Below are 19,993 nucleotides of genomic sequence, written 5' to 3' on the forward strand. Positions count from 1 at the left end.
CGTACTGAAGCGGGCAGGGCTCGGCATGGCCGCTGCCGTGACATGTGCAGGGCTGATGGCGGGGCTGGCCGGGTGCACCAGTGACGGCGGTCTGGACCTCGGCATGGGCGGCAAGGGGCGGTCGCCCGAGGACACCATCCGGGTGATGCCGGAGGACCGGGCCAAGGGGGTGGCCCCGGACGGCCGGGTGGAGGTGCGCGTGCCCAGCGGGCGGCTGGAGCGGGTCAAGGTCGTGAAGGTCGAGGACGCGCAGCCGGAGGAGGTGGAAGGCGAGATCTCGGAGGACGGGCTGCGCTGGCGCCCCGCGCCCGGTACGCGCCTCGCGCTGGCCGCCAAGTACAGCGTGGACGCGGTCGCGCTGGACGCGCACGGGCGGCGCTCGGCCCGGCACACCACGTTCACCACCGCGGTCCCCGAGCACCGGTTCATCGGCTACTTCAAGCCGGAGAACCGCTCCACGGTGGGCACCGGCATGATCGTCTCCTTCTCCTTCAACCGGCCCATCGAGAACCGCGCGGCCGTCGAGCGCGCCATCCGCGTCACCTCCCGTCCGCCGGTGGAGGTGGTGGGGCACTGGTTCGGCAAGGAGCGCCTGGACTTCCGTCCGCGCGCGTACTGGAAGCCGGGCACCGGGGTCACCGTCGATCTGCGGCTGCGGGATGTGGAGGGGGCGCCAGGGGTGTACGGGATCCAGCACAAGAGGATCGGCTTCACGGTGGGCCGCTCACAGGTCTCCCTGGTGGACGCCGAGAAGCACACCATGGAGGTACGGCGTGACGGCCGGCTCGTCACGACGCTGCCGATCACGGCCGGGGCGCCCAAGACCACCACGTACAACGGGAAGATGGTGGTGACGGAGCTGTTCGACGTGACGCGGATGAACGGTGCCACGGTGGGATTCAAGGACAAGGACGGCAAGGGCGAGTACGACATCAAGGACGTCCCGCACGCGATGCGGCTGACCGACTCGGGGACGTTCCTGCACGGCAACTACTGGGCGCCGGCGTCCACGTTCGGCGAGGCCAACGTCAGTCACGGGTGCGTGGGGCTGCGCGATGTGAAGGGCGGCAGCGCGGACTCCCCCGCGGGCTGGTTCTTCGACCGGACCCTGATCGGGGACGTCGTGGAGGTGGTCAACTCGACCGACCGGAAGGTCTCTCCCGACAACGGCCTGGGTGGCTGGAACATGGACTGGAAGCAGTGGAAGGCCGGTTCCGCCCTGCGCTGACCCCGGTCGGCGGCCCCGCCTGACCCCATCGGCCCGGCTGACCCCATCGGCCTGGCTGACCCCATCGGCCTGGCTGACCCTCGCCGTTCCGGCACGATCCGGCATGCCTCGCCCCGGTCCTGGACAAGTTGGGACTGAACGGTGACATTCGCGGGCGCTCGGGCGCGCCCGCGGTGTGATTATCTATCGCGGTGCACGCGCGAGTGGGCGTGCGGGGGTGCGGGCCGTGGCGGGGCCAGGCCGTGCGAGGGGAGAACAGCAAAGTGAACGTGCAGCCGATATCGGGTGCATCGGCCGGGGTGGGTTCCGGGCGCGGACGTGGAACCGGGGCGGGCAAGGGTCTGCTGGCCCTGGTGCTGGGGGCGTTGCTGCTGCTGGTGACGGCGTGCGGTGGGTCCGGGTCCGCCGACAGCGGCAAGGGCGGGGAAAAGGGCGTCAAGGACGGCGGGAAGGTGGAGAACGCGGCCTCGCAGGCCGTCGTGACCATCACGCCCAAGGACGGTGCCGAGGCGGTCGCCACGAGCGGCGCCCTGAAGGTCACCGCCGAGAAGGGCAAGCTGACCACGGTCGCCGTGGCCGACTCCAAGGGCAACCAGGTCGAGGGCACGCTGGCCGCGGACGGCACCAGCTGGGAGCCGGTGCGGCACCTGGCCGCCGCAACCAAGTACAAGGTGCACGCGGTCGCCAAGGACGCCGAGGGGCGCGAGTCGGCGAAGGACACCACCTTCACCACCCTCGTGCCGAAGAACACCTTCATCGGCCACTACACGCCGGAGGACGGCTCGACCGTCGGCGTCGGCATGCCGGTCTCCATCAACTTCACCCGGGGCATCACCGACCCGGAGGCCGTGGAGAAGGCCATCAAGGTGACCGCCGAGCCGTCCGTGCCGATCGAGGGCCACTGGTTCGGCAACGACCGCCTCGACTTCCGCCCCGAGAAGTACTGGGCGGCGGGCACCAAGGTGACCGTGCAGCTGAACCTGGACGGCGTCGAGGGCCGCCCGGGCGTCTACGGCAAGCAGGCCAAGACGGTGAAGTTCACCATCGGCCGCAGCCAGGTCTCCACGGTCGACGCGAGCGCGAAGACCATGAAGGTCGTCCGCGACGGGAAGCTGATCAAGACGATCCCGATCACCGCGGGCGCGCCGTCCACGACGACGTACAACGGCCAGATGGTCATCAGCGAGAAGTACAAGGTGACCCGGATGAACGGCGCCACCGTGGGCTTCGGCGGCGAGTACGACATCAAGGACGTGCCGCACGCGATGCGCCTGTCCACCTCGGGCACCTTCGTCCACGGCAACTACTGGGCGTCGGCGGGCACCTTCGGCTCGGCCAACGTCAGCCACGGCTGCGTGGGCCTGCGGGACGTGCGGGGGGCCTACGACGGCTCCACCCCGGCGGCCTGGTTCTACAACAACTCGATCATCGGCGACGTGGTGGTCGTGAAGAACTCCAAGGACAAGCAGATCCAGCCCGAGAACGGCCTCAACGGCTGGAACATGGCCTGGTCGGAGTGGATCAAGTAACGCCTGGTACGTACGGGCCCGGTGCTGTTCCTCACAGCACCGGGCCCGTTGTCATTAACGCCGGTTAACCTGCCCCGTATGACAGTCACTCTCGAAGTCTCCGAAGGCGTCGGCACCATCCGCCTGGACCGCCCGCCGATGAACGCGCTGGACATCGCCACCCAGGACCGGCTGCGCGAGCTCGCCGAGGAGGCGGCCCGTCGCGACGACGTCCGTGCCGTGGTGCTGTACGGCGGCGAGAAGGTGTTCGCGGCCGGCGCGGACATCAAGGAGATGCAGGCGATGGACCACGCGGCCATGGTGCTGCGCTCCAAGGCCCTGCAGGACTCGTTCACCGCCGTCGCCCGCATCCCCAAGCCCGTCGTCGCCGCCGTGACCGGGTACGCCCTGGGCGGCGGCTGCGAGCTGGCGCTGTGCGCCGACTTCCGCATCGCGGGGGAGAACGCCAAGCTGGGCCAGCCCGAGATCCTGCTGGGCCTCATCCCCGGCGCGGGCGGTACGCAGCGCCTGGCCCGCCTCGTCGGCCCGTCCAAGGCCAAGGACCTGATTTTCACGGGCCGTCATGTGAAGGCCGACGAGGCCCTCGCGATCGGGCTCGTCGACCGGGTCGTACCCGCGGCCGAGGTGTACGAGCAGGCGCACGCGTGGGCCGCGAAGCTGGCCCAGGGGCCCGCGCTGGCGCTGCGGGCCGCCAAGGAGTCCATCGACGCGGGCCTGGAGACGGACATCGACACGGGCCTGACCGTGGAACGCAACTGGTTCGCCGGGCTGTTCGCCACCGAGGACCGGGAGCGCGGGATGCGCAGCTTCGTGGAGGAAGGACCGGGCAAGGCCAAGTTCCTCTAGGGGGAAGCGAGTTGTCAGCCGTGTGGGTGGTTTGGCGGAGCCCGAGGGGGTCTTGAGGGGTTCGGGTTGCATGGGCGCGCCACTCTTTCGGGTCAGCCGCGTCACCGCAGGTCAGGATCGCTTTTCCAGGTCTTCCATGCCAGTGTCATATGCCGGGCGGTGCTCCCGGAACCGTTCATTCCGGGGCATCGAATCCGCGGGAACGGCCACGCGGAGGTCGCCGGGCGGCCATGATGGTGGGCATGGCGGGGCTGGAAGGTGTGGAGCAACCGGGGCAGCGCGGCAGCGCTACCGCCGCGCGGTGGGTACCCGCCGCGGATGACGAACAGGCGCTCAAGGCGCTCGAACTGTTCGGCAACCCGACGGAGGAGGAGGTGCGGCTGCCCTCCCGCCCTGAATCCGCCGCGACCGCCCGCCGGCTCACCCAGTGCGTGGTGCTCCGCCAGTGGGGGCTGACCCCGCAGATCGCCGAGCACGCGATCCTGCTCGTCTCCGAGCTCGTCGGCAACGCCGTCCGGCACACCGGGGCGCGGGTCTTCGGCCTGCGGATGCTGCGCCGCCGCGGGTGGATCCGTATCGAGGTGCGCGACCCCTCGCGCGGGCTTCCCTGTCTGATGCCGGTGCAGGAGATGGACACCAGTGGACGGGGGCTCTTCCTCGTCGACAAGCTCTCCGACCGGTGGGGTGTGGACCTGCTGCCGCGCGGCAAGACCACCTGGTTCGAGATGCGCGTCTCCGACCGCTGACGCCGTTACGCGCCCCGGGACGCCCCGGGGGTGCCCGGAACGCACGGAAGCCCCCTGGCGGCCGTGGTGAGGCGCCGCGGGGGCTTCCATGGGAGCGCCGTGGACGTGGGGGTGTATCCACGGACGCGGAGACGACCTGGCCCGGGTCAATGGGGGTCGTGTGTCACGACTATGGCAGAGGGGCGGCCTTGCCACCAAAAGACCAAACCGGGCGAAATCAGCAAATCGGGTCAGCCGATAAATGAATCGCAGGTGAGATGGGCCACGAGCCTCATAAAGCATGAATAAATATGAGGCACGGTGGGTGATTCATCGGCCCCGGCTCCATGGGAGCCGGGGCCGGCGGACTCGGTAGGGGAGCGCGTCGAGGGCCCCGCCGCCCTTAATGGGGCGCGTGACGATGCCGCACCTGACGAACCGACCGAAGAGCCTCCTGGCGGCCACCGCGCTGCTCGCCGCGGCGGCCGTGCTCCCGGGCTGCGGCAGCGGCGGTGACCGGCCCGAGGCGCACGGCAGCCAGGCCGCCGTCCCCGTCTCCGTACCGAAGAAGGCCGCCCCGGCGGGCCTGCCGGGCATGCCGCCCGTCCTCGACCCCAAGGACATCTACGCGGCCGACCGGCCCGGCCGGCTGTCCCCGGTGGTCAAGGGCTTCCCGTCCCGCGTGTACGTCCCCAACACGCTCTCCAACACCGTCTCGGTCATCGACCCCAAGACGTACAAGGTCATCGAGACCATCCCGGTCGGCGTCCAGCCGCAGCACGTCGTGCCGTCCTGGGACCTCAAGACGCTCTGGGTCAACAACAACCGGGGCCACACGCTCACCCCCATCGACCCGGCCACCGGCACCCGGGGCAAGGACGTCGACGTCCACGACCCCTACAACCTGTACTTCACGCCCCACGGCAAGTACGCGATCGTCATGGCCTCCCTCGACCGCGAGCTGGTCTTCCGTGACCCGCACACCATGGAACGGCGCCACACCGAGCCGGTCACCTGTTACGGCGTCAACCACGCCGACTTCTCCGCCGACGGCCGGTACTTCATCGTCAGCTGCGAGTTCTCCGGTGAACTGCTCAAGGTCGACACCGAGCGGATGAAGGTCGTCGCCCAGCAGAAGCTGCCCTTCCAGGGCGCCATGCCGCAGGACGTGAAGGTCTCGCCGGACGGCAGGACCTTCTACGTCGCCGACATGATGGCGCACGGCGTGTGGGTCCTGGACGGCGACTCCTTCGCCACCCCCAGGCTCCTGCCCACCGGCAAGGGAGCGCACGGCCTGTACGTCTCGCGCGACTCCAAGGAGATGTACATCCCCAACCGCGGCGAGGGCTCCATCTCCGTCTTCGACTTCGCGCGCGGCGAGCTGACCAAGAAGTGGTGGCTGCCGGACGGCGGTTCACCGGACATGGGCGGGGTGTCGGCCGACGGCAAGGTGCTGTGGCTGTCCGGGCGGTACGACTCCGAGGTGTACGCCATCGACACCACGACCGGCAGGCAGCTGGCCCGCATCCCGGTCGGCGGCGGCCCGCACGGCCTGGCCGTCTACCCGCAGCCCGGCCGGTACTCGCTCGGCCACACCGGCGTCTTCCGCTGACCCGCGGACCTGACGGCCGCCCGGCACGTCGCCCGGCACGTCGCCCGACGCGCCGTCGATCGGGTGAAGATCCATGGCGTGGCGGGGTGCGGCGGCCATTCTCCTCGCCATGATCACTTCTCGCCTGCGGCGCCGCGCCGCCGCGCTCGCCGTGTCCGTCGCCGCCCTCCTCGTACCCGCCGCGTCCACCGAGGCCGCCCCGGCCGCCGGGGCCCGTGCCGCCGCTCCCGCCGCCGCCCCGGCCTTCGCCTCCAAGGCGGCGGCGAGCTGCCCGGTCGTCGAGGACCGCCTGTACCCGGCGGCGGACCGCCGGGTCGACCCGGACCGCATCACCCCGGCCCCCGCCTGGCGCAAGGACTGCAAGCAGCTCTACCGTGCCGACAACCGCCCGCCGGCGGTGATCTTCGAGCAGGGCTTCCACCCGAAGGCGCCGCTGGACGGCCAGTACGACATCGAGAAGTACGTCCTGGTCAACCAGCCCTCGCCGTACGTCTCGACGACATACGACCACGACCTCTACAAGAAGTGGAAGAGCGGCTTCAACTACTACGTGGACGCCCCGAAGGGCGTGGAGGTCAACAAGACCATCGGCGACACGCACAAGTACGCCGACCAGGAGGAGGTCGCCTTCCCCGGTGGGATCGCCCGCAAGCACATCGTCGGCGTCTGTCCGGTCGACCTGGTGAAGAAGATCGAGATCATGACGGAGTGCGAGGACAACCCGTACTACGAGCCCTGGCGCCGCTGACCGGCCCGCCGGGGGCTCAGCCCGCGATGAACAGCGCCTCCGAGCCGACCGGGCGGTAGCCCGCCGCCTGGAAGGTGCGGACGCTGCGGGCGTTGCCCGGGGACTGCTGGGCCCACACCGCCGGTCCGGGCACCAGGTGGCGGGCCGCGACCGCCAGGTCCCGGCCCAGCCCGCGGCCCCTGGCGTCCTCGTCGACCTCGACGGCCGCCTCCCAGCGGCCCGCGACGCCCCGCCCGAGGACGACCATGCCGCCGTCGGCCGCCCAGACCCGTACGCCGTCACGGAACTTCACCGCCCGGGCGACCCGCGGGTGCTCCGGGTCGTCGATCTCGCGCAGCGCGACGGGCGGCGGGCCGGGCAGCGCGTCGGCGACTGTCAGCAGGTCGATGGTGTTCATGTGCCGGCCACAACGGGCCGTCATCCGGGCGAGGAACACCGGGTTCATCGCGGCGGCCAGCGCGTCGCTCGACGTGGCCGCCAGCTCGGCCCGCACCCAGTCGGGGTCCTCGTCCGTGAAGACCACCGAGTGCGCGGTGAAGGCCAGCACCCCGGCGTCGCGCTCGTTCGGCTGCGCGACCACCGTGACCGTGCCGTCCGCCGGCGGGAAGACTCCCTGGGCGGCGGCTGCCAGGACCCGCGCCACCTCATCGCTCATGCCCCCATGGTGGACCATGGCCCCCGAACTCCCTCCACAGCCCCTGCCGATAATCTGACCGGCGTCAGTTATGCACCAAGAAGGGGTGGACCAGTGGCGGACATCGAGGCGGCGCGCAAGGCGTTCGAGCGGTACGACGTGAACGGGGACGGGCGCATCTCGGCCGCCGAGTACAAGAGCGTCATGGCGCAGCTGGGCGACTTCAACGTCACCGAGACCGTGGCCCAGGCCGTGATCAACGCGCAGGACGGCAACGGCGACGGGCAGCTCACCTTCGACGAGTTCTGGGCGCACCTCAACAAGGCGTGACCACACCGACCAACGGCGCCGTCCGGGCCACCGGGCGGCGCCGTACGCGTGCCGCGCTCGCCATCGGCGCGCTCGTGGCGGTGGCGGGGGCGTCGGCCGTGACCGTGGCGCTGCTCGGCGCCGGGATCGCCGCGCGCGGCACCGGCGAGCTGCACATCCCCGCGCCCGGCACCACCACCGTGCTGCGTGCCGCCGTCTTCACCGCCCTCGCCCTGCACCTCGGCGAACTGGCCGGTGCCCGGCTCACCGGAACCGGCCCCACGCCCCGCTCCTGGGCCCTGTGGACCGCGCTCGGCGGGGCGGCCGCGGCGGCCGGGCAGATCGTGCTGCTGGCCGAGGTCAGCGACCTCGACCTCACCGCCACGTACGGGACGCGGGACGGCGGGCTGCTGCTGGCCATGGCCAACGGCTTCGCCCTGGCGGCCGGTTGCGTCGCGCTGCGCCGCCCCGGCTGGGCGACCGGCCCGCTGGCCCTGGTGATCGGCGCGGAGGCGATGCGCGCGCACCCCGAGCCGTACACCCCGGAGTGGGGCACCGCCCTCACGGTCGTCCACCTGACGGCCGCCTCCCTGTGGGTGGGCGGGCTGCTGTACGCGCTGCGGACGACGCGGCTGCGCGGCGGCGCGGCGCGGGAGGTGCTCGTGCGGTACGCGCGCCTCGCCGGATGGCTGTACGTGGCGCTCGCCGCCACCGGCACCTGCTCGACGCTGCGCCGCCTCCCGGCCGACGTGGTGTTCTCGACGGCGTACGGCAGGGTCCTGATCGCCAAGCTGGCGCTGGTGGCGGTGGCGAGCGCCCTGGCACTGGCCGCGCGCCGCCGCCTGCGCCGCGGCGGGGACGCGACCCGCCCGGCCCGCGCCGAAGTGGCCGCGCTGGCGGGGGTCGTACTGGTCTCGGCGGTCCTGACCGTGGTGCCCGACCCCCACTGGCTCAGCCTGCGCTCGGCGCTCCTCAGGTGACCGCCGCGGCCAGTACGGAGGCCGTGTCGCGGACGAGCGGGTTGTCCGCCGGGGCGTCCTGCTCCGGCTTGGTCGTCAGGACGGCGAGGACGACCGGGGCGCCGTCGGGCGTCCAGGCGACACCGACGTCGTTGTTCGTCCCGTACGCGCCGCCGCCTGTCTTGTCGGCCAGGCGCCAGTCCGCCGGCAGCCCGGCGCGGAACCGGTACGTGCTGGTGGTGTTGGCCAGCAGCCAGCCGGTCAGCCGCTCGCGGTCGGGCCGGTTGAGCGCGGTGCCGAGCACCAGCCGTTCGTAGGTCCCGGCGATGGCGGCCGGGGTGGTGGTGTCCTCGACGCGCCAGGGCTCGGCGGTGTTCAGCTGGGGTTCCCAGCGGTCGAGCCGGGTCACGCCGTCCCCCAGGGACCGGCAGAAACGGGTGACGGCGGCGGGGCCGCCGAGTTCGCGCAGGAGCAGGTTGGCCGCCGTGTTGTCGCTGAAACAGATGGCGGCCCAGCACAGCTCCGCGACGGTCATGCCCGTGGCCAGGTACTCCTCCGCCTTGTCGGAGTTCTCCACGAGGTCGTCCCTGGTGTACCGGACGCGCTTGGCGAGCACCTCGCCGTGCCGGTCGAGGTCCCGGAGTACGGCCGCCGCGGCCAGGGTCTTGAACGTCGAGCACATGGGGAAGCGCTCGTCCGCCCGGTACAGCACCGTCGCGCCGGTGACCGTGTTGCGGGCGACCGCGCCCAGCCGGGCCCCGTGCCGCCGCTCCAGCGCCCTCAGCTGCCCGATGGCGGCCGCGCGCCGGGCGGCACCGCGAGGCGCGGCACCGCGCGGCCCGGCACCGCGGGGCCCGGCACCGGCGCGAGGTGCGGCAGGCGGGGTAGCGGCGGAAGGGCCGGCCGCCGCGCCGGTCGCCAGCAGCGCGGCCGCCCCCGCGGCAGCCGTGAGAAGGGTGCGGCGGGCCGCCCGGCCTCGTATCGTCGAGATCTCGTTGTCGGTCATGGGCCGAGCCCATCACGGGCGCGTCACCGGAAGGAAACGTTCCGGCGGCGTGTCAGCACTCGATGATGTTGACCGCCAGGCCGCCGCGCGCCGTCTCCTTGTACTTGACACTCATGTCGGCGCCCGTCTCCTTCATGGTCTTGATGACCTTGTCCAGGGAGACCTTGTGGCTGCCGTCGCCGCGCATCGCCATCCGCGCCGCCGTGACCGCCTTGACCGCCGCCATGCCGTTGCGCTCGATACACGGGATCTGGACCAGGCCGCCGACCGGGTCGCAGGTCAGGCCCAGGTTGTGCTCCATACCGATCTCGGCGGCGTTCTCCACCTGCTCCGGGCTGCCGCCCAGCACCTCGGCGAGCGCGCCCGCCGCCATGGAGCAGGCCGAGCCGACCTCGCCCTGGCAGCCGACCTCGGCGCCGGAGATGGAGGCGTTCTCCTTGAAGAGCATGCCGATCGCGCCGGCGGCCAGCAGGAAGCGGACCACGCCCTCCTCGTCGGCGCCGGGGACGAAGTTCATGTAGTAGTGCAGGACCGCCGGGATGATGCCGGCGGCGCCGTTCGTCGGGGCGGTGACGACGCGGCCGCCGGCGGCGTTCTCCTCGTTCACGGCCATCGCGTACAGCGTGATCCACTCCATGGAGAGGGCCAGCGGGTCGCCCTCGGAGCGCAGCTTGCGCGCGGTGTTGGCGGCGCGGCGGCGGACCTTCAGGCCGCCCGGCAGGATGCCCTCGCGGGACATGCCGCGCGACACGCACGCCTGCATGACCCGCCAGATCTCGAGCAGACCCTCGCGGATCTCTTCCTCGGTGCGCCAGGCCTTCTCGTTCTCCAGCATCAGCGCGGAGATCGACAGGCCGGTCTCCTTGGTCAGGCGCAGCAGCTCGTCACCGGTGCGGAAGGGGTACTTCAGTACGGTGTCGTCGGGGACGATCGGGTTATCGCCCTGGACCGCGGCCTCGTCGACGACGAACCCGCCGCCCACCGAGTAGTACGTCTTCTCCAGCAGGGTGGCGCCCTCGCCGTCGTACGCCCACAGCGTCATGCCGTTGGCGTGGTACGGCAGCGCCTTGCGGCGGTGCAGGACCAGGTCCTCGTCGAAGTCGAAGCCGATCTCGTGCGCGCCCAGCAGGTTGATGCGCCCCGTGCTCTTGATCCGCTCGACCTGCTCGTCGGCGGTTTCGACGTCGACCGTGCGGGGGGAGTCGCCCTCCAGGCCGAGGAGGACGGCCTTGGGCGTGCCGTGGCCGTGGCCGGTCGCGCCCAGCGAGCCGTACAGCTCGGCCCGTATGGAGGCGGTCGGGGCCAGCAGGCCCTCGTTCTTCAGACGGCGGGCGAACATCCGGGCGGCGCGCATGGGGCCGACCGTGTGGGAGCTGGACGGGCCGATGCCGATCGAGAACAGGTCGAAGACCGAGATGGCCACGGGGAGACTCCTTGGGTGGAAGACGTCGCTGTCTGCCGGGGTGGTGCAGGGACAACGCGGGGTGGGGCGGAAAGCGGGGCAAGACACGGGGCACCGCACTCACTGGTCCAGTGTGCGCGGTGCCCCGCATGTCGGTCTGTTACGTACGTAACCTCTACGGAGATTACAGACCAGGGTAAAGCGGGTGCTTCGCGGCGAGAGCCGTCACCCGGGCCCTGAGCGCGTCCGCGTCGTACGACGGCTTCAGCGCCTCGGCGATGATGTCGGCGACCTCGGTGAAGTCCTCGGCCTGGAAGCCACGGGTGGCCAGGGCCGGGGTGCCGATCCGCAGGCCCGAGGTGACCATCGGGGGCCGCGGGTCGTTCGGGATCGCGTTGCGGTTGACGGTGATGCCGACCTCGTGGAGCCGGTCCTCGGCCTGCTGGCCGTCCAGCTCGCTGTTGCGCAGGTCGACCAGGACCAGGTGCACGTCGGTGCCGCCGGTCAGGACCGACACGCCGTGCTCGGTGACGTCCGGCTGGACCAGGCGCTCGGCCAGGATGCGGGCGCCGTCCAGGGTGCGCTGCTGGCGCTCCTTGAACTCCTCGCTCGCCGCGACCTTGAAGGAGACCGCCTTGGCGGCGATCACGTGCTCCAGCGGCCCGCCCTGCTGACCGGGGAAGACCGCCGAGTTGATCTTCTTGGCGAGCTCGGCCGTCGACAGGATCACGCCACCGCGCGGGCCGCCCAGCGTCTTGTGGGTCGTGGTGGTGACCACGTGGGCGTGCGGCACCGGGTTGGGGTGCAGACCGGCGGCGACCAGGCCCGCGAAGTGGGCCATGTCGACCATCAGGTACGCGCCGACCTCGTCCGCGACGCGGCGGAAGGCGGCGAAGTCCAGCTGGCGGGGGTAGGCGGACCAGCCGGCGACGATCAGCTTCGGCTTGTGCTCCTTGGCCAGCTTCTCGACCTCGGCCATGTCGACCTGGCCGGTCGCGTCGTCGACGTGGTAGGCGACGACGTTGTAGAGCTTGCCCGAGAAGTTGATCTTCATGCCGTGGGTCAGGTGCCCGCCGTGGGCGAGGTTCAGACCCATGATCGTGTCGCCCGGCTTGAGCAGCGCGAACATCGCGGCCGCGTTGGCCTGGGCACCCGAGTGCGGCTGGACGTTGGCGTGCTCGGCGCCGAAGAGCGCCTTGATGCGGTCGATGGCGATCTGCTCGACGACATCGACGTGCTCGCAGCCGCCGTAGTAGCGGCGGCCGGGGTAGCCCTCGGCGTACTTGTTGGTCAGAACGGAGCCCTGGGCCTCCATGACCGCGACCGGAGCGAAGTTCTCCGAGGCGATCATTTCGAGGGTGGACTGCTGACGGTGGAGCTCGGCGTCGACGGCGGCGGCGACGTCCGGGTCCAGCTCGTGGAGAGGGGTGTTCAGAAGCGACATCGGGGAGGGTCCTTAGCTGCCGGAGAACTCGGTGTACTCGTCGGCGGAGAGCAGCTCCTTCGGCTCCTCCGCGACGCGTACCTTGAACAGCCAGCCGCCCTCGAACGGGGCGGTGTTCACCAGCGACGGGTCGTCGACGACGTCCTGGTTCGCCTCGACGACCTCACCGGTCACCGGGGAGTACAGGTCGCTCACGGACTTGGTCGACTCCAGCTCACCGCAGGTCTCGCCCGCGGTCACCGTGTCGCCGACCGCCGGGAGCTGCACGTACACGACGTCGCCGAGGGCGTTCGCCGCGTGCTCCGTGATGCCGACCGTCGACACGCCGTCCTCGGCGGCCGACAGCCACTCGTGCTCCTTGCTGTAGCGAAGCTGCTGGGGGTTGCTCATGACGGGAATTCTCCTGTACGCGGGGGAGTGCTGGTGAACGGGGGAGTGGTGCGGGTGGTCACTTCTGGCGCTTGTAGAAGGGCAGCGCCACGACCTCGTACGGCTCATGGGTACCGCGGATGTCGACCCCGACCCCCTCGGTGCCCGGCGCGGCGTGCGCCGCGTCCACGTACGCCATGGCGATCGGCCTGCCCAGCGTCGGCGACGGGGCGCCCGAGGTGACCTCGCCGATCACGGTGCCGCCGGCGACCACGGCCATCCCGGCGCGCGGGACCCGGCGGCCCTGGGCGATCAGGCCGACGAGCTTGCGCGGCGGGGCGATCTGGGCGCGCTCGGCGGCGGCGGCCAGGGCCTCGCGGCCGACGAAGTCGCCCTCCTTCTCGAACTTGACCACCCGGCCCAGACCCGCGTCGAACGGGGTCAGGGACGTCGTCAGCTCATGCCCGTACAGCGGCATGCCCGCCTCCAGGCGCAGCGTGTCGCGGCAGGACAGCCCGCACGGGATCAGCCCGACCGGGGCGCCCGCCTCGGTCAGCGCCTGCCACAGCTTCTCGGCGTGCTGCGGCTCGACGAACAGCTCGAAGCCGTCCTCACCCGTGTAGCCGGTGCGGGCGATCAGCGCGGGGACGCCCGCGACGGTGCCGGGCAGGCCCGCGTAGTACTTCAGCCCGTCCAGGTCGGCGTCGGTCAGCGACTTCAGGATGCCGGGGGACTCCGGGCCCTGGACGGCGAGCAGCGCGTACGCGTCGCGGTCGTCGCGTACGGCGGCGTCGAAGCCGGCGGCCCGCTCGGTGAGGGCGTCGAGCACGATCTGGGCGTTGGAGGCGTTGGCGACGACCATGTACTCCTGCTCCTGGAGCCGGTACACGATCAGGTCGTCGAGGATGCCGCCGTCCTCCTGGCAGATCATCGTGTAGCGGGCGCGGCCGACACCGACGCTGCCGATGTTGCCGACGAGCGCGAAGTCCAGGAGGTCCGCGGCCTGCGGTCCGGTGACGGTGATCTCACCCATGTGAGAGAGGTCGAAGAGTCCGGCCTTCGTGCGGACGGCGTTGTGCTCGTCGCGCTCGCTCCCGTACCGCAGCGGCATGTCCCAGCCGGCGAAGTCGGTCATGGTCGCGCCGAGCGCCCGATGCACGGCATCGAGGGCGGTCAGGCGGGGGGCAGTGCTCATTGGATGTGGCTCCCAGGTCCCAGGACGGGCATGGCTCGAAGACGATCCTCCCCATCTGTCATCGGAACCTGAGAGGTTCACCGTGACCGTACGGGGACGGTCCTCGGCTTGCACCTTGGGTGGAGCCGCCGGGGCGGCCCGCTTTTCAGATCTGCCTCATCCACGCGGTACGGGGCCTGAGAGATTCAAGGGAGGAACTTGCTCCTTCGGCGCCCGGGTGTGACCCGGAACTCTCCCGCGCGGATTCAAGCGGCCGGTATGCGGTTGTGGCGCACGTGTGTGCGTCGGCGCGCACATCATTGCACGCGGGGTCTCGTCGGCAAATCGCTTGTGCCTTATTACCCTTTCTTTACACTTCTTGGGCAAGGGTCGGGACAAGCCGACCCAGGGACCGCCAGGGCCCTAGCAGGGGGAGTAGCGATGACGTTGCAGCGGACCGGGGCGTACGCGACGACCACGGGAGTGCCCGGGCAGCCGGGCCTGCCCGCGCGGGGCCGGGCCGCGGCGGGCGCGGCCGCCCTGCCGGTCGTGCGCGACCTCAGGGACCGCGGCGGGCGCGTCCCCCGGGCGCTGACCTTCGCGGCCGGTGACCTGGTGGTCGTCTCGGGCCTGCCCGGCAGCGGCAAGTCCACGCTGATCGCCCGGACCGCCCAGGGGCGCGGCATCGACTCGCAGAACGCCCGGGAGCGGTGGGAGCGCCGGGTGCCCGGCTTCCTGCCGTACGCCGTCTACCGGCCCCTCGTCCGGTTCGCGCACTACGCGGGGCTGCGGCGGGCGCTGCGCTCCGGCGAGAGCGTCGTCGTCCACGACTGCGGTACGCAGGCCTGGGTGCGGCGCTGGCTGGCCCGCGAGGCCGCACGCCGGGGGCAGGCCTTGCACCTCCTCCTGCTGGACGTCACGCCCGGCACGGCCCGCGAGGGGCAGCGCGAGCGGGGACGCGGCGTGTCCGGGTACGCCTTCGGGCGGCACCGCCGGGCGGTGGGCCGGCTGGTGCGGGACGCGGAGCGGGGCGTGGTGCCGCGCGGATGCGCGTCCGCCGTCCTGCTGGACCGGCCGGCGGCGTCCGCGCTGACCCGGATCTCGTTCGGCTGATCCGCCGTACGGCGGACCGCGTTAGGGTGCTCCGGGCAGCGACAGGCACGCGCGGGAAGGACCAGAAGCACCAGTGGACACTGCATGGCCGGGCAACGAGCTCGAAGAGGTGCTCGCCGCCTCCCTCGGCAACCCCGCGGCCGGAGGCCGCCTCGTCGAGGTCCTGGGCCGCAGCCACGTCTGGGTGCCGCTCCCCAACGGCGGCGGCCCCGACAGCCCGAACCTGGACCTGCCCACCCTGGAGATCGACGGGCAGGCGTACGTCCCGGTCTTCAGCTCCGAGCAGCAGTTCACCCACTGCGTCGGCGCCCACATGGCGTACACCGTCGCCCCGGCCGTCGAGTTCGCGCGCGGCCTGCCGCCGCAGCTCGGCATCGCCGTGAACCCCGGCGGGGCCGTCGGCGCCCCGCTGCCACCGCCCGCCGTCGCCGAGCTGTGCCGCACCGGCCGCACCCCGCTGGACGGGCCCGCGAGCGGCGCCCGGGTGCGGCTGTTCGAGCCGGACTGGCAGGAGGACCCGGTCGACTTCCTGTCCGCCGCGGCCGCCGAGTTCGACGCCACCAGTACCGTCCTGACGGCCCGCCGCTGCCTCGCCAGCATCGAGGGCGACAGCCCGGTCCTTTTCGTCGGCGTGCAGCTCTCCTCCTGGGAGGGCGCCGACCGTAACGTACCGATGGACGCCCTCGGCCGGGCGCTGGGCCGCGTCCAGGTGCCGTGGCCGGTCAACCTGGTCCTGCTCGACGTCGCGCAGGACCCGGTGGGCGACTGGATGCTGGAGAAGGTACGGCCCTTCTACCAGCGCGGGCACGCATAAGCTGGTCCGGTGGACGGAAGAGGGGCGGGACCCAGGGTGAGCGCGTCAGGCACCGCGGCGGCCGGAGCGTCGGCCGGGCACGCGGCCGGAGCGGCGGCCGGGCAGGTCGAGCACCTGCTGAGCCAGGTCACGCCCGGACGCTACGACACGTACGAGGCGCTCCTGCACGCCCTCGCCGACGGCCGGCTGTGGATGCTCCTCTGGCACGGCCAGGCCGGCTCGCCCGACGCCCAGTACGGGAACATGGAGGTCGACGGCCTCGGGTACGCCCCGTGCGTCACCTCCGCCCAGGAGCTCGCCGCCTCCGGCTGGAACCGCGCCCACGAGATCATCGGCGGCCGGGACATCGCCCGCGCCCTCTACCCCGACCGCTGGGGCATCTGGCTCAACCCGCACGCCCCCGGCGGCGGCGTCGGCATCCCGTGGCCCGACCTGCGCCGGATCGCCACCGGCCTGGACCGGATGCCCGCCGGACCGCTGAAGCTGTCCGAACCGGGCATCCAGATCCCGCAGTTCTACGCCCTGCTCACCCAGAACGCCCACCGCACCCCCGCCGTCCGCTCGCTGCGCCGCGCCTGGGTCCAGCCGGCCCTCGGCACCCCGTACCTGGCGATCGGCCTGGACCTGTACGACACCGGCCAGGCGTCCGTCGACGCGGTGCGCGCCATGATGCAGCAGTCCATCGCCGCCGTCCCCGACGGCCTGCCCGTGTCCACGGTGGCGATGTCGGACGAGTACGACCCGGTGACGATGTGGCTGCGGGCCAACGCGCGCCCCTTCTACGACCGCGAGGCCCACGCCACCGCGCCCGTCGTGCCCGGTACGGGGTACGGCTACCCGCCCCGCGGCTGACGCGTCCGCCGGCCTACCGGCCGACGCGTCCGCCCGCGTACCGGGCGGCGCGCCCACTGTCCGTTTCGGTGGAATAGCGGCCGAGTTGGTCCGCTGAGACGATCACCTCGTCCGGATAACGGAAGCCCACGACCCGCATCACGGTTGCGCAAACATTCCCCGTGAGGTCTGGCGGGTGATCGTGAACCCATTGAAGACTCCCCCCAACCAGGGGGCGTCGTACATGCGTGCAGCGCACTCGCGCACTCCCTGAACGGACCGCACCGCAGACCCGGGCGGCCTGTCGAGCACTGTCGGCGACCGTCGGCACGGCGAGCACGAGGGACGATGACCGCACCCATTGAGACCACCGGATCACAGGCCGAGGCGGCGCCTGAGGCCGTACTTGAAGGCGTCAAGTCCGAGCAGATCGAAGGCCGTTCACTCGGTCAGATCGCCTGGGCCCGCTTCAAGCGGGACAAACTGGCCGTGACCGGCGGCGTGGTCGTCATCCTGCTCATCCTGATCGCCGTGCTCTCCCGGCCGCTCCAGTCGCTGCTGGGCCTCGACCCGAACGCCTTCCAGCAGGACCTGGTCGATCCCAACACCTCGCTGCCCAAGGGCGGGTTCGGCGGGATGAGCTGGGACCACCCGCTGGGCGTCGACCCGAAGTTCGGCCGCGACATCCTCGCCCGCATCCTGGAGGGCTCCTGGGTCTCGCTGGTCGTCGCCTTCGGCGCGACGATCCTGTCCAACGTCATCGGCGTGATGCTCGGCCTGATCGCCGGGTACTACGGCGGGCGCGTGGACACCTTCATCAGCCGGCTCATGGACACGTTCCTCGCCTTCCCGCTGCTGCTGTTCGCCATCGCCATCTCGGCGACCCTGCAGGGCGGTGCCTTCGGCCTGGAGGGCCTGCCCCTGCACATCAGCGTGCTCATCTTCGTCATCGGGTTCTTCAACTGGCCCTACATGGCCCGTATCGTGCGCGGCCAGACCCTGGCCCTGCGGGAACGCGAGTTCATCGACGCCTCGCGCGGGATGGGGGCCAAGGGCCCGTACATCCTCTTCCGCGAGCTGCTGCCGAACCTCGTGGGGCCGATCACCGTCTACGCGACACTGCTCATTCCGACCAACATCATCTTCGAGGCATCGCTCAGCTTCCTCGGCGTCGGGATCCAGCCACCGCAGGCCTCATGGGGCGGCATGCTGAGGGAGGCGGTCACCTTCTTCGAAGTCGATCCGCAGTTCATGCTCGTCCCCGGCCTCGCGATCTTCATCACCGTACTGGCCTTCAACCTGCTCGGTGATGGCCTTCGGGACGCTCTCGACCCGCGCAGCCGCTGACGTCTGCCACGTCATCCACGGCGGCCGCACCAGCGGGCCGGGACCGTACCGACAATTTCCGAAAACAAAGGGGAGTTCGACGAAAATGCGAAGGTCAGCAGTGGCCGCTCTCGCGGTCGTCAGCAGTGCCAGCCTGCTCCTCGCGGGCTGCAGCAAGGCGGACGACGGCAAGGACGGCGTGAAGGGCAATGCCAAGGCGAACGCGGCGACGACCGGTGTCGTCAACGCCTCGGACGCGAAGGGCGGTACGGTCACCTACGCGATGGCCGACGCCCCCGAGTCGTTCGACCCGGGCGACACGTACTACTCCTTCATCTACAACTTCAGCCGGCTGTACGCGCGCCCGCTGACGACCTTCAAGCCGGGCCCCGGCGAGAAGGGCAACGAGCTGGTCCCCGACCTCGCCGCGGGCCTCGGTGTCCCCAGCGACGGCGGCAAGACCTGGACGTACAAGATCCGTCCGGGCGTCAAGTACAGCGACGGCACGCCGGTCACGGCCAAGGACGTCAAGTACGCCGTCGAGCGCTCGAACTTCGCGCGTGACGTGCTCTCCAACGGCCCCAACTACTTCCAGACGCTGATGGCCGACGGCGACACGTACAAGGGCCCCTACAAGGACAAGAGCGACAAGGGCCTCTCGTCCATCCAGACGCCGGACGACCACACGATCGTCTTCAAGCTGAAGGAACCGTTCGCGGACTTCGACTACCTGGTCAGCGCCCCGCAGACCGCCCCGGTGCCGAAGGCCAAGGACAAGGGCGCGGACTACACCAAGTCCATCCTCTCCTCGGGCTCGTACAAGTTCGAGACCTACCAGGACGGCAAGCAGGTCGTCCTCGTCCGCAACGAGCACTGGGACGCCAAGACCGACCCGCTGCGCAAGCAGTACCCGGACAAGATCGTCCTGAACCTGAAGGTCAACCAGTCGACCATCGACAAGGACCTGATGGCCGGCGAGATCATCGCCGACCTCAAGGGCGGCGGCGTCGACGCCCAGACGCAGGCGCAGATCCTCGCCAAGGAGGACCTGAAGGCCAACACCGACAACGCGCTCGGCGGCCGGCTCGCCTACATGGCGATCAACACCAAGGTGAAGCCGTTCGACAACGTCGAGTGCCGCAAGGCCGTGCAGTACGCCATCGACAAGGTCTCCGTGCAGACCTCGATGGGCGGACCGATCCGCGGTGAGATCGCCACCACGGTGATGCCGAACGACCTGCCCGGCCACCAGAAGTTCGACCTGTACCCCACTGAGGGCCACAAGGGCGACATCGCCAAGGCCAAGCAGCACCTGAAGGCGTGCGGCCAGGAGAAGATCTCCACCTTCATCTCCGCCCGCAGTGAGCGTCAGACCGAGATCGACGCCGCCACCGCCGTCGTCGCGTCGCTGAAGAAGGTCGGCATCGACGCCAAGATCAAGCAGTACCCGGGCAGCAAGTACTTCACCGACTACGCCGGTGTCCCGTCCTTCACCAAGAAGGAGAACATCGGCCTGATCATGATGCAGTGGGGCGCCGACTGGCCGACCGGCTACGGCTACCTGAAGCAGATCGTGCACGGCAAGGCCATCGGCCAGTCCGGCAACACCAACCTCTCCGAGCTGGACGACCCGACGGTCAACAAGCTGCTGGACGCGGCCATCGCCAACACCGACAAGGCGGCGCGTGACGCGGCGTACGTCGAGGTCGACAAGAAGGTCATGGAGCAGGCGGTAATCGTCCCGCTGACCTACTTCAAGGTCCTGAACTACCGCTCGCCGTACGGCACCAACATGGCAGCCTCGGCGGCCTGGAGCGGTCAGTACGACTACCTCAACATCGGCACCACGAAGAAGTAGCCCCGGAAGGCAGGTGAAGGCATTGGTGCCCGCGGGCCCCCGCATCCACGGTGCGGCCCGCGGGCA

19 protein-coding genes and 1 riboswitch are annotated in these 19,993 nt (G+C 70.9%); of the genes, 13 read left to right on the forward strand and 6 right to left on the reverse strand.

Annotated elements, in window-relative coordinates:
- The first annotated feature begins 25 nt into the window (after positions 1–25).
- From BKD26_RS32305 to BKD26_RS32335, 6 genes are all read left to right on the forward strand, one after another.
- Positions 26–1,228, forward strand: coding sequence for an Ig-like domain-containing protein (locus BKD26_RS32305; RefSeq protein ID WP_107418076.1), 1,203 nt, complete (start codon positions 26–28; stop codon positions 1,226–1,228).
- Positions 1,229–1,491: 263 nt separating this feature from the next.
- Positions 1,492–2,757, forward strand: coding sequence for an Ig-like domain-containing protein (locus tag BKD26_RS32310; protein WP_084905646.1), 1,266 nt, complete (start codon positions 1,492–1,494; stop codon positions 2,755–2,757).
- 78 nt (positions 2,758–2,835) lie between these two features.
- Positions 2,836–3,603 carry an enoyl-CoA hydratase-related protein gene (locus BKD26_RS32315; protein ID WP_084905648.1) on the forward strand — a complete coding sequence of 256 codons (768 nt, stop codon included), beginning with the start codon at positions 2,836–2,838 and terminating at the stop codon, positions 3,601–3,603.
- A 230-nt stretch (positions 3,604–3,833) separates the two neighbouring features.
- Positions 3,834–4,349: an ATP-binding protein gene (locus BKD26_RS32320; protein WP_084905650.1), complete on the forward strand. Its 516-nt coding sequence runs from the start codon at positions 3,834–3,836 to the stop codon at positions 4,347–4,349.
- A gap of 400 nt (positions 4,350–4,749) precedes the next feature.
- A complete protein-coding gene (locus BKD26_RS32330; RefSeq protein ID WP_084905797.1) occupies positions 4,750–5,940 on the forward strand; it encodes a YncE family protein in 1,191 nt (396 codons plus the stop codon).
- Positions 5,941–6,049: 109 nt separating this feature from the next.
- On the forward strand, positions 6,050–6,688 hold the full coding sequence (locus tag BKD26_RS32335; RefSeq protein ID WP_084905799.1) for an ADP-ribosyltransferase: 639 nt from the start codon (positions 6,050–6,052) through the stop codon (positions 6,686–6,688).
- Between the two features lie 16 nt (positions 6,689–6,704).
- On the opposite strand, the gene BKD26_RS32340 is transcribed toward BKD26_RS32335, so the two are convergent.
- Positions 6,705–7,343, reverse strand: a complete 639-nt coding sequence (locus tag BKD26_RS32340; protein ID WP_084905653.1) for a GNAT family N-acetyltransferase — start codon at positions 7,341–7,343, stop codon at positions 6,705–6,707.
- A gap of 93 nt (positions 7,344–7,436) precedes the next feature.
- On the opposite strand from BKD26_RS32340, the gene BKD26_RS32345 reads away from it, so the two are divergent.
- Both BKD26_RS32345 and BKD26_RS32350 read left to right on the forward strand, forming a co-directional pair.
- Complete coding sequence (locus tag BKD26_RS32345; protein WP_084905655.1) at positions 7,437–7,652, forward strand: EF-hand domain-containing protein; 216 nt, start codon at positions 7,437–7,439, stop codon at positions 7,650–7,652.
- Between the two features lie 62 nt (positions 7,653–7,714).
- The gene (locus BKD26_RS32350) at positions 7,715–8,611 is read left to right on the forward strand and encodes a CopD family protein (RefSeq protein ID WP_241518962.1); all 897 of its coding nucleotides are present in this window, start codon (positions 7,715–7,717) and stop codon (positions 8,609–8,611) included.
- Here BKD26_RS32350 and bla read toward each other — a convergent pair.
- The 5 genes from bla to gcvT form a co-directional block, all read right to left on the reverse strand.
- Entirely contained in the window at positions 8,604–9,596 is a 993-nt protein-coding gene (bla, locus tag BKD26_RS32355) for a class A beta-lactamase (RefSeq protein ID WP_084905658.1), read from the reverse strand. The two genes, BKD26_RS32350 and bla, sit on opposite strands and share 8 nt — an antisense overlap.
- A gap of 52 nt (positions 9,597–9,648) precedes the next feature.
- Positions 9,649–11,019: an L-serine ammonia-lyase gene (locus BKD26_RS32360; RefSeq protein ID WP_084905660.1), complete on the reverse strand. Its 1,371-nt coding sequence runs from the start codon at positions 11,017–11,019 to the stop codon at positions 9,649–9,651.
- Between the two features lie 163 nt (positions 11,020–11,182).
- The gene (gene glyA, locus BKD26_RS32365) at positions 11,183–12,442 is read right to left on the reverse strand and encodes a serine hydroxymethyltransferase (RefSeq protein ID WP_084905662.1); all 1,260 of its coding nucleotides are present in this window, start codon (positions 12,440–12,442) and stop codon (positions 11,183–11,185) included.
- 12 nt (positions 12,443–12,454) lie between these two features.
- Positions 12,455–12,832 carry a glycine cleavage system protein GcvH gene (gene gcvH, locus BKD26_RS32370; RefSeq protein ID WP_084905664.1) on the reverse strand — a complete coding sequence of 126 codons (378 nt, stop codon included), beginning with the start codon at positions 12,830–12,832 and terminating at the stop codon, positions 12,455–12,457.
- Positions 12,833–12,890: 58 nt separating this feature from the next.
- Complete coding sequence (gcvT, locus tag BKD26_RS32375; RefSeq protein ID WP_084905666.1) at positions 12,891–14,006, reverse strand: glycine cleavage system aminomethyltransferase GcvT; 1,116 nt, start codon at positions 14,004–14,006, stop codon at positions 12,891–12,893.
- Positions 14,007–14,161: 155 nt separating this feature from the next.
- A riboswitch (glycine riboswitch) is annotated at positions 14,162–14,254 on the reverse strand.
- 172 nt (positions 14,255–14,426) lie between these two features.
- Between gcvT and BKD26_RS32380 the strand changes: the two genes are divergently transcribed.
- From BKD26_RS32380 to BKD26_RS32400, 5 genes are all read left to right on the forward strand, one after another.
- A complete protein-coding gene (locus tag BKD26_RS32380) occupies positions 14,427–15,098 on the forward strand; it encodes an AAA family ATPase (protein WP_084905668.1) in 672 nt (223 codons plus the stop codon).
- 73 nt (positions 15,099–15,171) lie between these two features.
- Complete coding sequence (locus BKD26_RS32385; RefSeq protein WP_084905670.1) at positions 15,172–15,912, forward strand: enhanced serine sensitivity protein SseB; 741 nt, start codon at positions 15,172–15,174, stop codon at positions 15,910–15,912.
- A gap of 36 nt (positions 15,913–15,948) precedes the next feature.
- Entirely contained in the window at positions 15,949–16,764 is an 816-nt protein-coding gene (locus BKD26_RS32390) for an enhanced serine sensitivity protein SseB C-terminal domain-containing protein (RefSeq protein ID WP_084905672.1), read from the forward strand.
- Between the two features lie 327 nt (positions 16,765–17,091).
- Entirely contained in the window at positions 17,092–18,090 is a 999-nt protein-coding gene (locus BKD26_RS32395; protein ID WP_084905674.1) for an ABC transporter permease, read from the forward strand.
- Positions 18,091–18,175: 85 nt separating this feature from the next.
- Positions 18,176–19,927: an ABC transporter substrate-binding protein gene (locus BKD26_RS32400; protein ID WP_179166784.1), complete on the forward strand. Its 1,752-nt coding sequence runs from the start codon at positions 18,176–18,178 to the stop codon at positions 19,925–19,927.
- The last annotated feature ends 66 nt before the right edge of the window (positions 19,928–19,993 follow it).

This window comes from Streptomyces sp. CB03238 (assembly GCF_002099185.1).
Classification (GTDB): Bacteria; Actinomycetota; Actinomycetes; order Streptomycetales; family Streptomycetaceae; genus Streptomyces.

Coding starts and splice junctions, on each gene's coding strand:
- BKD26_RS32305 (WP_107418076.1), top strand. CDS start 26: ATGGCCGCTGCCGTGACATGTGCAGGGCTGATGGCGGGGCTGGCCGGG.
- BKD26_RS32315 (WP_084905648.1), top strand. CDS start 2,836: ATGACAGTCACTCTCGAAGTCTCCGAAGGCGTCGGCACCATCCGCCTG.
- BKD26_RS32320 (WP_084905650.1), top strand. CDS start 3,834: ATGATGGTGGGCATGGCGGGGCTGGAAGGTGTGGAGCAACCGGGGCAG.
- BKD26_RS32330 (WP_084905797.1), top strand. CDS start 4,750: ATGCCGCACCTGACGAACCGACCGAAGAGCCTCCTGGCGGCCACCGCG.
- BKD26_RS32335 (WP_084905799.1), top strand. CDS start 6,050: ATGATCACTTCTCGCCTGCGGCGCCGCGCCGCCGCGCTCGCCGTGTCC.
- BKD26_RS32340 (WP_084905653.1), bottom strand. CDS start 7,343: ATGAGCGATGAGGTGGCGCGGGTCCTGGCAGCCGCCGCCCAGGGAGTC.
- bla (WP_084905658.1), bottom strand. CDS start 9,596: ATGACCGACAACGAGATCTCGACGATACGAGGCCGGGCGGCCCGCCGC.
- glyA (WP_084905662.1), bottom strand. CDS start 12,442: ATGTCGCTTCTGAACACCCCTCTCCACGAGCTGGACCCGGACGTCGCC.
- gcvH (WP_084905664.1), bottom strand. CDS start 12,832: ATGAGCAACCCCCAGCAGCTTCGCTACAGCAAGGAGCACGAGTGGCTG.
- gcvT (WP_084905666.1), bottom strand. CDS start 14,006: ATGAGCACTGCCCCCCGCCTGACCGCCCTCGATGCCGTGCATCGGGCG.
- BKD26_RS32380 (WP_084905668.1), top strand. CDS start 14,427: ATGACGTTGCAGCGGACCGGGGCGTACGCGACGACCACGGGAGTGCCC.
- BKD26_RS32395 (WP_084905674.1), top strand. CDS start 17,092: ATGACCGCACCCATTGAGACCACCGGATCACAGGCCGAGGCGGCGCCT.
- BKD26_RS32400 (WP_179166784.1), top strand. CDS start 18,176: ATGCGAAGGTCAGCAGTGGCCGCTCTCGCGGTCGTCAGCAGTGCCAGC.